The organism is Mumia sp. zg.B53 (assembly GCF_019550935.1).
In the GTDB taxonomy this organism is placed as follows: Bacteria; Actinomycetota; Actinomycetes; order Propionibacteriales; family Nocardioidaceae; genus Mumia.
Genome location: NZ_JAHWCK010000001.1, coordinates 581,338 through 595,604, shown reverse-complemented (window position 1 = coordinate 595,604; position 14,267 = coordinate 581,338). Strand labels below are relative to the sequence as shown.

At 71.9% G+C, this 14,267-nt stretch carries 12 protein-coding genes and 1 pseudogene; 5 read left to right on the top strand and 8 right to left on the bottom strand.

The genetic code is table 11. The features are described 5' to 3' along the window. Nucleotides 1–3 precede the first annotated feature (3 nt). Genes KV102_RS02945 through deoC form a run of 4 tightly spaced genes read right to left on the bottom strand, consistent with a single transcriptional unit; the run spans nucleotide 4 to nucleotide 3,911 of the window. Nucleotides 4–621 carry an ATP-binding protein gene (locus tag KV102_RS02945; protein ID WP_308290210.1) on the bottom strand — a complete coding sequence of 206 codons (618 nt, stop codon included), beginning with the start codon at nucleotides 619–621 and terminating at the stop codon, nucleotides 4–6. Continuing rightward, nucleotides 618–1,478, bottom strand: coding sequence for an aldehyde dehydrogenase family protein (locus KV102_RS02940; protein ID WP_220345267.1), 861 nt, complete (start codon nucleotides 1,476–1,478; stop codon nucleotides 618–620). The genes KV102_RS02945 and KV102_RS02940 overlap by 4 nt, the downstream gene beginning before the upstream one ends. After that, complete coding sequence (locus tag KV102_RS02935; RefSeq protein ID WP_220341933.1) at nucleotides 1,475–2,953, bottom strand: aldehyde dehydrogenase family protein; 1,479 nt, start codon at nucleotides 2,951–2,953, stop codon at nucleotides 1,475–1,477. Before KV102_RS02935 ends, KV102_RS02940 begins: the two co-directional genes overlap by 4 nt. A gap of 7 nt (nucleotides 2,954–2,960) precedes the next feature. Further along, nucleotides 2,961–3,911 (bottom strand): deoxyribose-phosphate aldolase, encoded by a 951-nt coding sequence (gene deoC, locus KV102_RS02930; protein ID WP_220345266.1) that lies wholly within the window; start codon nucleotides 3,909–3,911, stop codon nucleotides 2,961–2,963. A gap of 60 nt (nucleotides 3,912–3,971) precedes the next feature. Between deoC and KV102_RS02925 the strand changes: the two genes are divergently transcribed. The 5 genes from KV102_RS02925 to KV102_RS18910 all read left to right on the top strand — a co-directional run bounded on the left by KV102_RS02925 (nucleotide 3,972) and on the right by KV102_RS18910 (nucleotide 8,918). Continuing rightward, complete coding sequence (locus KV102_RS02925; RefSeq protein ID WP_220341931.1) at nucleotides 3,972–4,808, top strand: universal stress protein; 837 nt, start codon at nucleotides 3,972–3,974, stop codon at nucleotides 4,806–4,808. Nucleotides 4,809–5,162: 354 nt separating this feature from the next. Further along, complete coding sequence (locus tag KV102_RS02920) at nucleotides 5,163–6,140, top strand: glycoside hydrolase family 25 protein (RefSeq protein ID WP_220345265.1); 978 nt, start codon at nucleotides 5,163–5,165, stop codon at nucleotides 6,138–6,140. 112 nt (nucleotides 6,141–6,252) lie between these two features. Beyond that, a complete protein-coding gene (locus KV102_RS02915; RefSeq protein ID WP_220341929.1) occupies nucleotides 6,253–6,927 on the top strand; it encodes a PadR family transcriptional regulator in 675 nt (224 codons plus the stop codon). Nucleotides 6,928–7,101: 174 nt separating this feature from the next. Further along, nucleotides 7,102–8,145: an ATP-binding cassette domain-containing protein gene (locus KV102_RS02910; RefSeq protein WP_220345264.1), complete on the top strand. Its 1,044-nt coding sequence runs from the start codon at nucleotides 7,102–7,104 to the stop codon at nucleotides 8,143–8,145. Further along, entirely contained in the window at nucleotides 8,142–8,918 is a 777-nt protein-coding gene (locus tag KV102_RS18910) for an ABC transporter permease (protein ID WP_220341927.1), read from the top strand. The genes KV102_RS02910 and KV102_RS18910 overlap by 4 nt, the downstream gene beginning before the upstream one ends. A gap of 807 nt (nucleotides 8,919–9,725) precedes the next feature. On the opposite strand, the pseudogene KV102_RS18905 reads toward KV102_RS18910, so the two are convergent. From KV102_RS18905 to KV102_RS02890, 4 genes and pseudogenes are all read right to left on the bottom strand, one after another. After that, nucleotides 9,726–10,958: pseudogene (locus KV102_RS18905) on the bottom strand (alkaline phosphatase family protein); the annotation flags it as partial. Between the two features lie 43 nt (nucleotides 10,959–11,001). After that, nucleotides 11,002–12,627, bottom strand: a complete 1,626-nt coding sequence (locus KV102_RS02900; protein ID WP_220345262.1) for a phospho-sugar mutase — start codon at nucleotides 12,625–12,627, stop codon at nucleotides 11,002–11,004. Next, a complete protein-coding gene (locus tag KV102_RS02895; protein WP_220345261.1) occupies nucleotides 12,627–13,418 on the bottom strand; it encodes an NAD(P)-dependent oxidoreductase in 792 nt (263 codons plus the stop codon). The genes KV102_RS02900 and KV102_RS02895 overlap by 1 nt, the downstream gene beginning before the upstream one ends. Next, a complete protein-coding gene (locus tag KV102_RS02890; RefSeq protein ID WP_220342525.1) occupies nucleotides 13,418–14,191 on the bottom strand; it encodes a purine-nucleoside phosphorylase in 774 nt (257 codons plus the stop codon). The genes KV102_RS02895 and KV102_RS02890 overlap by 1 nt, the downstream gene beginning before the upstream one ends. Nucleotides 14,192–14,267: the final 76 nt, after the last annotated feature.

Sequence of the window (14,267 nt, the reverse complement as noted above, 5' to 3'; positions counted from 1 at the left end):
CCGTCACCGTCGTGTGGCGGCGGCGACGATGTCGATGTGGCGCTCGGCCCGGCGTGGCGTCATCGGGCGGCAGCCGTGGTCGACCGCCTCCGCGACGACGGTCGGTTCCTCCCGCATGAGGTGCCAGCCGCGTCGGAGGAGAACGGGGAGCGGCTTGCGCTTCTCGCGCAGGTCGCGCACGAGCCGGAGGACGAACGTGATGACGCGGTGGTGCCGCACGCAGATGGCGTCGGCGAGGAGCCCGCGCCGCGCGAGCTCGGCGACGACCGCCTGGGCGAACAGCCCTTCGGCCACCACCGTTGTGGCGTCACCGAGAGCGACCGTGTGCCTCCCCGTCTGCCGGCTGAGGGCGATGTCGTACACAGGGACCTCGACCTCGCCGGTCGTGCACAGGCGCTCGAGGGCGTCGCACGCGGCGGCGGCGTCCCACGATCGGGCGTCGTCCCAGTCGACGACCTCGGTGTCGCCGAACGTGATGGTCGGCAGCAGCGGGTCGTCGCCCTCGCGGTAGAAGTCGTCGAGCCGGACCACGGGCAGGCCGCTGCGTTCGGCCACGCGGGACTTGCCGGAGCCTGACGGCCCGGTGAGGACCACGACCCCGGGGGAGCGGTGAGCGGTCACACGCCGACGGGGTGCCAGACGGTCTTCGTCTCGAGGAAGGCCGTCATCCGGGAGAGCGACGGCTCTGCAGCCCAGTCGGGCCTGCTCGGGCGTACGACGCGCTTCAGGTTGACGGCGGCCTCCGCCTCGAGGTCGGTGGCGAGCGAGGCGTCGTCGACGCCGGTGAGGTCGAGCCCGTTGACGTCCAGATGACCGGCGAGCCACGGGGCGACGTCCGCTGCGTCCGCAGTGAGGATGTTGACGACCCCACCGGGCACGTCGGACGTGGCGAGGACCTCGGAGAGCGTCACCGCGGGGAGCGGGCGGGCGTACGACGTCACGACCACCGCGGTGTTGCCGGAGACGATGACGGGAGCCAGCACGCTGACGAGCCCGAGGAGGCTGTCGTCCTGCGGCGCGACCACGACGACCACGCCCGTCGGCTCGGGGGACGACAGGTTGAAGTAGGGGCCGGCAACCTGGTTGGCGTTGCCGGTGACCTGCGCGAGCTTGTCGGCCCACCCTGCGTACCAGACCCACCGGTCGACCGCGGCGTCGACGACCTTCGAGGCCTGCTGGGTGCTGAGGCCCTCGGCCGAGACGACGTCGGACGTGAACTGGTCGTGGCGACCCTCGATCATCTCGGCCACCCGATAGAGGATCTGTCCGCGGTTGTAGGGGGTGCGGGCGCTCCAGCCGCCGAAGGCCTTCCGGGCCGCACCGACCGCGTCTCGGCCGTCCTTGCGCGACGCCTTGGCGGCGTTGGCGAGGAAGCGTCCCTCGGTGTCGAGGACCTCGTAGGTGTGCCCCGACTCCGACCGCGGGAACGACCCGCCGATGTAGAGCTTGTAGGTCTTGCGCACGTCGAGCCGGCTCATGCGGTCTCGCCCTCCTGCAGGTATGCGGCGAGGCCCTGGCGGCCACCCTCGCGGCCGTAGCCGGACTCCTTGTAGCCGCCGAAGGGCGACGCCGGGTCGAACTTGTTGAACGTGTTGGCCCACACCACGCCGGCTCGCAGCCGGTCGGCGATGGCCAGGATGCGCGAGCCCTTGTCGGTCCACACTCCGGCCGAGAGGCCGTACGGGGTGTTGTTGGCCTTCGCGACCGCCTCGTCGGGTGTCCTGAAGCTGAGGACCGACAGCACGGGGCCGAAGATCTCCTCGCGCGCGATCCGGTGCGCCTGCGTGACGCCGGTGAACACCGTCGGTGCGTACCAGAAGCCGGAGCTCGGCAGCTCGCACGGTGGCGACCAGCGCTCGGCACCCTCGGCGTCACCCGCGTCGGCGAGCTCGGTGATGCGCTCGAGCTGCTCGCGCGAGTTGATCGCCCCGATGTCGGTGTTCTTGTCGAGCGGGTCGCCCACGCGCAGGGTCGCCATCCGGCGCTTGAGCCGTTCCATCACCTCGTCGTAGACGTTCTCCTGGACGAGCAGCCGCGACCCGGCACAGCAGACGTGGCCCTGGTTGAAGAAGATGCCCGAGACGATGCCCTCGATCGCCTGGTCCATCGGCGCGTCCTCGAAGACGATGTTGGCGGCCTTGCCGCCGAGCTCGAGGGTGAGTCGCTTGTTCGTGCCCGCGACCGCACGGGCGATCTGTCGACCCACGTCGGTGGAGCCGGTGAACGCGACCTTGTCGACGCCCGGGTGCGACACGAGCGTCTGACCGGTCGTTCCCGCGCCCGTCACGATGTTGACGACGCCCGGCGGGAGATCGGCCTGCTGGCAGATCTCGGCGAACAGCAGCGCGGTGAGGGGCGTCGTCTCGGCCGGCTTGAGGACGACGGTGTTGCCGGCGGCGAGGGCCGGCGCGATCTTCCAGCTGAGCATGAGCAGCGGGAAGTTCCACGGGATGACCTGTGCGGCGACGCCGAGCGGGCGCGGGTTGGCGCCGAGGCCGGCGTACGACAGCTTGTCGGCCCATCCCGCGTAGTAGAAGAACCACTGCGAGACCAGCGGGATGTCGACGTCGCGCGACTCGCGGATCGGCTTGCCGTTGTCGAGCGACTCGAGCACGGCCAGCTCTCGGCTCCGCTCGGCGAGGATGCGGGCGATCCGGTAGAGGTACTTCGCGCGCTCGCGGCCCGGCATCCGGGACCAGCCGGCGAACGCCCGCCGCGCGGCGTCCACGGCGAGGTCGACGTCGGCCTCGGTGGCCTCGGTGACCTCGGCGAGGACCTCTTCGGTGGCGGGGTTGACCGTCTTGAACGTACGGCCGTCGCTGCCCTCGGTGAACGCGCCGTCGATGAACAACCCGTACGAGGGCTGGAGGTCGACGACGGAGCGCGACTCGGGGGCGGGCGCGTAGTCGAGCCCGGTCGGGGGGACAACGGGGGGATCGGTGAACTCAGCCATCGGTGCCTCAGTCGATCGTCACGTAGTCGGGGCCGGAGTAGCGACCGGTCTTGAGCTTCTGTCGCTGCATCAGCAGGTCGTTCAGCAGGCTCGACGCGCCGAACCGGAACCAGGTCGGCGTCATCCAGTCGATCCCTGCGGTCTCGTTGACCGTCACGAGGTACTTGATCGCGTCTTTGGTGGTGCGGATCCCGCCGGCGGGCTTCACGCCCACCTGGCGGCCGAAGGCGTCGCGGTAGTCGCGGACCGCCTCGAGCATCAACAGGGTGACCGGCAGCGTGGCGGCCGGGGAGACCTTGCCCGTGCTCGTCTTGATGAAGTCGGCGCCGGCCAGCATCGCCAGCCACGACGCCTTGCGGACGTTGTCGTACGTCGCGAGCTCGCCGGTCTCCAGGATGACCTTGAGGTGGGCGTGGGTGCCGTCGGGGCGCTCGCACGCGGCGCGGACCGCGACGATCTCCTCGTAGACCTTCTGCAGGTCGCCGGCGAGGAAGGCGCCCCGGTCGATGACCATGTCGATCTCGCTCGCGCCGGCAGCGACGGCGTACTCGGTGTCGATCACCTTCACCTCCAGCGGTGCGCGGCCGGAGGGGAACGCGGTCGCGACGCTGGCCACGCCGACAGGGGCGTCGCCGAGGGCCTCGCGCGCGGTGCCGACGAGGTCGGGATAGACGCAGACGGCGGCGACACGGGGGCAGGTGGGGTCGGAGGGGTCCGGACGCAGCGCCTTGGCGGCGAGGGAGCGGACCTTGCCGGGGGTGTCGGAGCCCTCGAGGGTGGTCAGGTCGACCATCGAGATCGCGAGGTCGATCGCGGTGCGCTTGGCGTCCTTCTTGATCGATCGGGTCGCGAGCGCGGCGGCGCGTGCCTCCAGTCCGACCTGGTCGACGCCCGAGAGGTCGCCCAGCACGGTCCGGACGTCAGCGGCGTTGCCGAGGTCGGTCGGTGTCGTGGTCACCCCGACAGTCTAGGCGGGGGCCTTGGGGCGCCGTCCCCGCGCTGCGGGCATGCTGGGGTCATGACTGACGCACACGCACCCGTCCTGGTCGGTATCGACGGTTCCGACGACAGCATCCGAGCACTCCGCTGGGGCATGCGGTACGCGCGAGCGGTGGGAGCGCCGGTGCGCGCAGTCGGCGTCCTCACCGACGACCTGGCGGCCTCCGAGGCCGCCGACGAGGTCGAGGAGAGCCTTCTCGCCGAGGCTCGCGCCCTCCTCGACGGTGACGGCGTGCCGTCGTACGAGGTCGAGACCCGCACCGGCAAGCCGGCCGAGCAGCTCGTCCGCTGCGCCGAGGAGTCCTCGGTGGTCGTGATGGGCAGCCGGGGGCACAGCACGCTCTCGGACCTCGTCGTGGGGTCGGTCAGCCAGCACGTCGCCCGGCAGTCCCCGCGCCCGGTCATCGTCGTCCGTGAGCAGGCGCAGGCTCAGGCGACCCGCGTCGTGGTGGGCACCGACGGCTCGGACGGCAGCCGCCCCGCCCTCGAGTGGGCCTTCGCGTATGCCGAGGCCGCGGGCGTCGAGCTCGCGGTGGTCTACGGGTTCCAGACGTCGGCGTCGAGCCCGGCGATCCTGTCCGGCTTCATTCCCACCACCGTGGGGGACGAGATCGCCGTCGCGGAGGACATGCTGAAGGACGTGGTGGCGCCGTACGCGGCTCGTTTCCCCGGCGTCGCGGTGACGCGAGAGGCGATCACCGTCCCGGCCTCGGTCGCGCTCGCGGAGGCCTCGGAGACCGCGGCGCTGGTCGTCGTCGGGTCCCGTGGCCGCGGGGCCTTCGAGGGCATGCTCCTGGGCTCGGTGAGCCAGGGCCTGCTGCACCGTGCGCGCTGCAGCGTGGCCGTCGTGCGCTGAGGGGTAACGAACGAGGACCAGGGATCGTGGCCGCCACCGGCCGCGATCCCTGGTCCCTTTGTCACACCCCAGAGTTCTTGTGTCCGGTTTGTCATGATATGTAGGCTTGACCCATTGGAGAACGGCCGAGGTTCTGGCCGTGTGTGCTGAGACCCCGGTCCCCCGACGGGTGGTGGTCGGCGCAGGATGACGACGATCCGCTCCTGACGTCCGGCGCCCGCCGGTCAATCCGTACGCCGTGACCCCCGGAGCGTACGAGCACCTCCGTAAATGCTGAGACCCCTCGGCTGCTCGTGCCTGTCTTCCCTGCTCCTCCGTGGTCGCGGAACCCCCGCCCCGGAACAGGAGAAGTCCATGGCGACCCATGCCCTCGCCCTCACGACTCGCCGCGCGATCACGATCGCCCTGGCAGTCATCACCGTGCTCGGCCTCACAGCCTTCGCGTCGCCCTCGACGGCCTCCGCCGCCATCGACGACTCGGCCCGCAAACAGGCCGTCCGCGGGATCGACGTCTCGGGTCACCAGCACCCCCGTGGCCGTGCGATCAACTTCCGCAAGGTCCGCAAGGCCGGCTACGGCTTCGCGTTCGTCAAGGCCACCGAAGGCCGCGGCTTCGTCAACGAGTACGCGAAGGTGGACGGCCGCGCCAGCGTCCGAGCCGGCCTCGCGACCGGCTTCTACCACTTCGCGCGACCGACGAGCTCCGCGCGTGCACAGGCTCGCCACTTCGTCCGGCAGGTGCGGCGGACCGATGTGAAGGCGCCGATGCTCGTGCTGGACCTCGAGGTCTCCGACGGCCGCTCGCCGGCCCACATCCGAGCGTGGACCAAGACCTGGCTCACCACCGTCGAACGGCTCAGCGGCCAGCGGCCGATCATCTACACCGGTCCCGGGTTCTGGTCGAGCAACGTGGGGGCGCGTCGCACGTTCGCGCGCTACCCCCTGTGGGTCGCCCATTACGGGACCAGGCTGCCGAAGGTGCCGTCCCCGTGGAACAAGTACGCGATCTGGCAGCACTCCAGCACCGGTCGCGTCCCGGGTGTCCCCGGTCGTGCTGACGTGAACATCGCTCCCCGCAAGGTGCTCAACGCGCTGGCTGCCGGGGAGACCCTTCCCGGGCGCGCCACGGCGCCGCCGGTGAGCCGCAGTGCGAAGCGCCCGGCAGCGGGCACGGCCAAGGCTCCCGCGCGTCAACCCGCCGCCAAGAAGCCGGCGGCCAAGAAGCCGGCGGCCAAGCCGCTCCCGGACTTCGTCCGGATGGCGCCGGTGCCGGACTTCTTCTCGCACGTCGGCCCGCACCTCGGGATCACGATCCCCTCGCAGGCCGACTGACGCTCGACCCGACCCTCGACGGCCCTCTCGCTTCCCGGCGAGAGGGCCGTTGACGTCTTACTCCCGCAGTAATACTCTGAGTCGGGTACTCGATTTCGAGGAGAAGGTGGCCATGGCCGTACGCCGACCGTCCAACGCGCTCGCGCTGGCGGTGCTGTCGCTGCTGTCGGAGCGCCCGATGCATCCCTACGAGATGTCGAGCACACTGCGCCAGCGTCACAAGGAGGAGAGCATCCGTCTCAACTACGGCTCCCTCTACTCCGTCGTCGAGTCGCTGCAGAAGAAGGGCCTGATCTCCGCGCGCGAGACGGTGCGCGAGGGGCGACGCCCTGAGCGGACGGTGTACGAGATCACCCCAGACGGTCAGGTCATGATGACCGACTGGCTGAGCGAGCTCTTGAGCGAGCCGACGGCGCAGTTCACCGACTTCGAAGCGGCGCTGTCGCTCGTCGCGACGCTGCCACCGGAGGACGTCGTGCCGCTCCTCGAGCGCAGGCTCGCCGAGCTCGCCTTCCAGAGACGGGCGTACGAGGCGATCCGCGCGGCGGTCCCCGGCGGCTTCCCGCGGCTGTTCGTCGTCGAGAGCGACTACCAGCAAGCCCTGCGCGACGCCGAGCACGCGTTCGTCTCCGGCCTCCTCGCGGAGATCCGCGAGGGATCCTTCGGCGGGCTGGGCGTGTGGCGGCGCATGCACGAGCTGCGCGACGAGGGCCTCTCGCCCGACGAGACGCAGCAGCGGCTCGTCGAGGAGTTCCCCGAGCTGAGCAACCCGATGCCCGAGACCTGACCCACGACACCCGTACGCCGCACCCGCGGCCGTACGGACACAAGCGCGGTCCCCGACCGACTGGCATCGACCGGGGACCGTGACCATCGAGTCCGACGCTGACGCCGAGCCACGACGGCTGCACCTCAAGGCTACGGCACCAGCGGTGGACTCCTCACCTCAAGGAGCACCACCATGTCCACCACGACCGATCCTCGGTCGGCGATCACGGTCGCCGATCTGACGAAGACCTACCGTGCCCGGGACCGTGAGGTCCGGGCGCTCGACGGTGTCGGCTTCACCGTCGACGCCGGCACCGTCCTCGGACTTCTCGGCCCCAACGGCGCCGGCAAGTCGACCGTCGTCAAGATCCTCACCACCCTCTCCCAGGCCGACTCGGGGACCGCCACCGTGGCGGGCTACGACGTCCGTCGCGACGGACGGCACGTACGACGGGCGATCGGCTACGTGTCTCAGAAGCCCGGCTTCGACCCCCTCGGCACAGGCGTGGAGAACCTCGTCCTGTCCGGACGGATCTACGGCATGTCGCCACGAGCCAGCCGCGGACGCGCTGAGGAGCTGCTCGAGCGGTTCGGGCTCGCCGACGCGGGACGCCGTCTCGCCCGTACCTGGTCCGGTGGCATGCAGCGCAAGCTCGACGTCGCCATGAGCCTCGTGCACCGGCCCCACGTCCTGTTTCTCGACGAGCCCACCACCGGGCTGGATCCCGAGGCACGGGCCGACCTCTGGGCCGAGATCAGCCGTCTCGCCTCCGACGACGGGCTCACCGTCCTGCTCACGACCCACTACCTCGAGGAGGCCGACCACCTCGCCCAGCGGCTGGTGATCGTCGACCACGGTCGTGTGGTCGTCAGCGGGACGCCAGAGGCGTTGAAGCGCGGGCTGTCGGGGGACGCGATCGCGGTGGACCTCGCCGACCGCGACGATGCCGACCGCGCCGTCGGCATCCTCGGGAGACTCGGCGGCGTACGCGAGCTGACCCGCGACGTCGGCACGCTCCGCGCGAGGGTCGATGACGGTGCCGCCGCACTCCCACCGGTGATGGCGGCACTCGACGCCGCCGGTCTCCGGCTCGCCGCCGTCACGGTGTCGAGGCCGTCGCTGGACGACGTCTACCTCCGCTACGCGGGGCGTTCCTTCGCCGCCGCTGCCGAGAGCGCCGCGTCGAGGCCTGACGGGACGGGGCCTGACGGGACGAGCGCGGAGGTGGCGGCATGAGCACGTCGCTCGTGCACACGCGGCTGCTCACCGAGAGATCGCTGCGGACCTTCGCACGCCAGCCTGCGTACCTCGCGTTCACGCTCGTCCAGCCGCTGGTCTGGCTGCTGCTGTTCGGGCAGCTCTTCCGCAACGTCGTGGAGCTTCCCGGCTTCGGGTCCGACAACTACCTGACCTACCTCACTCCGGGAGTCGTCGTCATGACGGCGATGTTCTCCGCAGGCTGGGCAGGGACAGGGTTCATCGTGGCGATGGACCGAGGCGTGATGGACCGTGACCTCACCTCGCCGGTGAGCCGCGCGGCGCTGATGGCGGGTTCGCTGACCTCGCAGTCGGCCACCGTCGTCGTGCAGACGCTGATCGTGATGGTGGTGGGAGTGGTCGCGGGGGCACGGTTCGACGGCGGTCCGCTCGGGTGGATCGTCGTGGTGGCCGCCGCGGTCCTTCTCGGCTGTGTGTTCGCTGCCCTGTCGAACGCCGTCGCGCTGCTCGTCCGCCAGCAAGAGGCGCTGATCGGCATCTCACAGTTCCTCGTCCTGCCGCTGACCTTCCTGTCGTCGGTGATGCTCGCGCCGTCCCTGATGCCTGAGTGGGTCGCCGACGTGTCGCGGTTCAACCCGGTGGACTGGGCGGCAGTCGCGTCACGAGAGGCGCTGTCTGCCGCACCGGACTGGTCGGTCGTCGGAGGTCGGCTCGGCCTCCTGCTCGTGCTCGCCGTCGGGATGGCGTGCCTCGCGACACGGGCCTTCGGGAGCTATCGACGCTCCGTCTGACCGACGATCCTCGGCGCCGAGCTCCGTCCGCCAGCCCTGCAGCACCCGGTGGAGGGAGTCGGCGCCGAGGATCGAGGCGGGCGGGGCGCCGAGGTCGGCCGGTGCCAGCAGCACGGCCCGGTCCTGCCAGCCGCCCAGCCCGCCGTGGCTGCCCACCAGCTCCTCGAAGGCGTGGACGGCCCCGGTCGACACGTCACACGCACTGATCACGTAGAGGTCCGGGGCCACCGCACGATCCGCGGCGGGGAGCAACCGCTCGCACGCACCGGCGCCGTACGCTGCCAGCGGGTCGCACCCGCCGACCACGGCACCGGTGCGGAGCACGTGGAGGCCGTCGGGCCCGATCGCCACCGGGCCGTCGGCAGCAGTCATCGCGACCACGCACCCGATGGTCGGGCGGGCGACGAGCCCTGGCACCAGCCCCGGCCACCGCTCGTCGATCTCGTGCAGGAGAAGACGGCGCTCGGTACGGGCCTGGATCAGCCCGAGGTTGCCCGAGGCGAGCACCAGGAGGTCGCTGTCGGCGGCCGCGGCCGGTGCACTGTCGCCGTCGGCCAGGGTACGGCCGGGCGGGACGCCGCCCGGGGTCGCGCCACCGTCCGCAACTACCGACGTCCGCTCGTCGAGCCGGGCGGCGGCACGCCGCGCCGCGCCCGAGCCGGCGCCAGTCTCGGCCATGTCCTCGGCGAGAGCACGCAGCCGGGCGTAGTCCTCGCCGGTCGTCTGCACCGCCTGCACCGAGCCCGACGTGAGCTCGGCGACGGTGTCTGCGAGCGTCACGCCGTCGGCCTGGAGAAACGTGTCGCCCTGGGACTGCCCGTGGTCGCTGACGACCACGATCCGATACCGGCGCGACGCCGTCTCGGCCACCGTCTCGAGCGTGGCGAGGACCGAGTCGAGCGCCGCGAGGACGGCGAGCGACTCCTGGCGGAACAGGCCGGCATGGTGAGCCACCTCGTCGTAGTCGACGTAGTCGACGTAGACGATCGGCGTCCCCCGCAGCATCTCCTGGGCTACCACGGCGGTGGAGAGGTCGCGGATGACGCCGTTGGTGACCGCCCGCAGCAGCGCGAACGCCCAGTCCCTCGTGATCCGCGGTCGCAGGTCGCGCCGGACCTGGCGCCTCGCCTGGGTGCGCTCGCGCACGATCTCGCCGACGGCGCGAAAGAGGCTGCGCGCGAACCCGTCGGGCCGTAGGAGGAACCACGCCACCGCCTCCCGGGTGATCGTCGTGCCGCGTGCGACGCGCAGGCGCGACAGCGCCATCGCCGAGCGGTCGGCGCCGCCGCTGAACAGGTTGGACACCGAGACGCCACCGTCGGCCAGCAGCCCTGGTCCGGGCGCGCGGGCCTCGATGATCGCGGCGTCCGCCGGATGGTTCGCGGTGAGGACCCGCCCCAGCTCGCGGTCGTACCACCGGAAGGCCGGCACCGGCTCCACCGTCCCGTGCAGGATCCCGAGCTGGCTGGCCGGGGTCGTCGCCGGGACGGTCGGCCGCCACTCGTGGAGCGTGTGCGAGCCGTCGCGCAGCCAACGGTCGACGGTCGGGGCGTTGCCGGCGGCGAGCGCCCACGTGAGGACCGGGTAGGGCAGACCGTCGAGCTGGACCACCAGAAGGCCGTCGGCGAGAGGGCCGTCCGTACGCGGCCGGGACCGTCGACCGCGGCGCGCCAGTGAGACGGCGAACCCCTCGTCGGTTCCTGCCGTCCCCAGCCAGGCCAGCACCGAGCCGACCAACGCGGCCAGCCACGCACTGATGACAGGGGCCCACCACGACTCCACCTCGACACCCGGGACGACCGCGAGGGCCACGGCGACCACGAGTGCCTGGCCCACGACGGCGAGCGCGATCACGGCGAGCCATCCCACCCGTGCCGCGACGGCGACGAGCAGCGGGTGCAGCACGAAGCCGATGAGACCGATCACCGCCGACACGACGATGGGCGTCCACCAGGCGGTGAACCGGAGGTCGTCGAGCAGGACGTCGACGACCACCAGGGTGACGGTGCCCGCCACCCAGGCGACGAGGAGCCGCGCCACGTCTCCTCTGCGAACGCGGAGGATCCTCGTCGGCGCGGCCACGTCAGATCCCCAGCGCCGCCGACAGGTCGCCACGGATCGCGTCGAGGCGGGCGGCCGCGGCGATACGTGCGGCGCCGGGCCCGTCAGGTGTGGGGACCACCACCTCGAGATAGCACTTCAGCTTGGGCTCGGTCCCCGACGGACGCACCACCACGCGCGCTCCCTCCGCGAGCACGAACCTCAACCCGACGGTCGGTGGAAGCGTGCGTGATCCGCGCTCCAGGTCGTCGACGCGCTCGACGTCGAAGCCGCCGAGCCTCGGCGGCGGCGCCTCGCGCAGGCGCGTCATGGCCGCGCCGATCAGGCTGAGGTCGTCCACGCGGACCGACAGCTGCGCGGTGGCGTGCAGGCCGAAGCGCTCGGCGATCTCGTCCAGACGGTCCACGAGGCTGCGTCCCTCGGCCCGGAGCTCGGCCGCCAGCTCGAGGATGCGGACCATCGCACTGATGCCGTCCTTGTCGCGGGCGATCTCAGGCGCCACCGCGTAGCCGAGCGCCTCCTCGTACCCGTAGGCCAGACCCGGCACGCGTCCGATCCACTTGAATCCGGTCAGGGTCTCGGCGTACGGCTGGTCGTACGCCGCCGCGAGTCGGCCGAGCAGGGACGAGGACACGATGGTGGTGGCGTACGTCCCCTCGACGCCGCGGCGCAGGAGGAAGTCGGCGAGGAGCACACCGACCTCGTCGCCGGTGAGCGCGTGCCATCCGTTCGCGGTCGGGACGGCGACGGCGCACCTGTCCGCGTCGGGATCGTTGGCGACGGCGAGGTCGGCGCCGGTCCGCTCGGCCAGGGCGAGCAGGAGGTCGGTGGCGCCCGGCTCCTCGGGGTTCGGGAAGGCCACCGTCGGGAAGTCTGGATCGGGGTCGGCCTGCTCGGCCACCACGTGGAGCGGCGCGAAACCGGCCGCCTCGACCGCACGCTCGGCGGTCACGCGGCCGACACCGTGCATCGGCGTGTAGGCGACGGTGAGCTCACGAGCCCCGGGGGCGGCAAGGGCTGCCACCGCCGCGACGTACGCGTCCTCGACCTCGCTCCCGAGCACCGCGTACGAGGTGTCTCGGGGGAGGGCGTCGACAGGGCCGACCGCCGCGATCGCCGCCGCGATGTCACGGTCGGCCGGGGCGACGATCTGGCTGCCGTCGCCGAGATAGACCTTGTAGCCGTTGTCCTGCGGAGGGTTGTGGGACGCGGTCACCATCACGCCGGCGTCGGCGCCGAGGTGCTGGATCGCGAAGGCCAGCACGGGTGTCGGCAGCGCCTCGGGCAGGAGGAGAGCACGGATGCCCATCGCCTGGGCGATCTCGCAGGTGTCGCGCGCGAACACGGCCGAGTTGTGCCGCCCGTCGAAGCCGACGACCAGCGCGGGGGACCCGCTCTCGGCCCGCGACAGGACGTACGCCGCCAACCCCGCGGCGGCCTGGGCGACGACCACGCGGTTCATCCGGGTCGGGCCGGCGCCGAGCGGCCCGCGCAGGCCGGCGGTGCCGAACTCGAGACGGCCGCCGAACCGTACGGCGAGCCCCGCCTCGTCACCCGCAGCGAGCAGGTCCTCCAGCTCGGCGCGCGTGTCCGGGTCAGGGTCCTGGTCGATCCAGGCGCGCACCTCGTCCTCGAGGGGGGTCGTCATCAGATCGCCTTCCCGAGCGGCATCACGGCGAAGGGTCCGCCTGCGTACGCGCCCTCGCCCTCGTCCTCGCTGCGCGCGCCGATCTGGTCGGCGTACGCCTCTGCGTCGTCGCGCGGCTCGTAGCCGAGACGTCGCCCGGCCTCCAGGTCCCACCAGGCGCGGGAGTTCGCGGAGATGCCGTAGACGGCGGCGAACCCCTCCACCGGGGCAGTGAGCGCGGCGTCGACGAGGCGGACCGCGTCGCCGTACGACAACCAGGTCGACAGCTCGCGCACGGTCGTCGGCTCGGGCAGGAACGAACCGATGCGCAGCGCGACGGCGGCGATGCCGAAGCGGTCGGCGTACAGGCTGAGCAGGCCCTCGGCCGCGACCTTGGCGACACCGTAGAACGTGTCGGGCCGTGGGCGTGCGTCCGCGGCGAGCAGGTCCGTGCGCGGAGAGAGCCCGACCGCGTGGTTGCTGCTGGCGAAGACCATCCGCGGCACGCCCGCCTCGACCATCGCGTCGAGGAGCGCCGCGGTCGTGTGGGCGTGCGAGGCGAGCGACTCCGGCAGCGTCGCCTCGTCCGGGTGGCCCGCCAGGTGCACGACGGCGTCGACGTCCGACACGACACTCGCCGCGACCACCGGGTCCGTCACGTCACCGACCACGGCGCCCAGGGGCAGGAGCCCGTTCAGCTCCGTGTCGGCCTCGGCCCTGTCGACCCCGCGCAGGGCGTGCCCCTGCGAGGAGAGGCCGGAGACGACCGTCCGGCCGATCGCGCCGGACGAGCCGGTGACGAGGACGCGCATCAGATGCGGTCCACCACGCTGGCGAGAAGGTGCCCCATCGTCTCGGCCGACGCAGCCCCGGCGGCGAGGACCTCGTCGTGGTCGAGCGGCTCCGCGGAGACACCCGCAGCGAGGTTGGTCACGAGCGAGATGCCGAGCACCTCCAGATTGGCGGCACGGGCCGCGATCGCCTCGAGCGCCGTGGACATGCCGACGAGGTCGCCTCCGATGGCGCGCACCATGCCGATCTCGGCCGGCGTCTCGTAGTGCGGCCCGGGCACCTGGACGTAGACACCCTGGGCGAGCGTCGGGTCGACGTCGAGGCAGAGGGCGCGGAGCCGGGACGCGTAGAGGTCGGTCAGGTCGACGAAGTTCGCGCCGTGCAGCGGCGACGTCGCCGTCAGGTTGATGTGGTCGCTGATCAGGACGGGGGTGCCGGGCACCCACTCCTCGCGGAGCCCGCCGCACGCGTTGGTGAGGACCACCGCGCGGCAGCCCGCCGCCGCTGCGGTACGGACGCCGTGGGCGACCGCGTCGACGCCGTGGCCCTCGTAGAGGTGGGTGCGACCGAGGAAGACCAGCACCCGGGCGTCACCGACGCGGACCGAGCGGATCGTCCCGCCGTGCCCTGCGACCGAGGGCGCACGGAAGCCGGGAAGGTCGGTGGCGGGGATCTCGTGCTCGGGCTCACCGAGGATGTCGGCAGCGGGACGCCAGCCCGACCCCATCACGAGCGCGACGTCGTGGTCGCCTCCGGTGCGCTGGCGCAGCACCTCTGCGGCGGCGGTCGCCATCTCTTCGGGGGAACGGGGCTGGGGGCTCTCGGCTGCGACACTCACCTCGGTACATTAACCCAGCCTCACCGACACC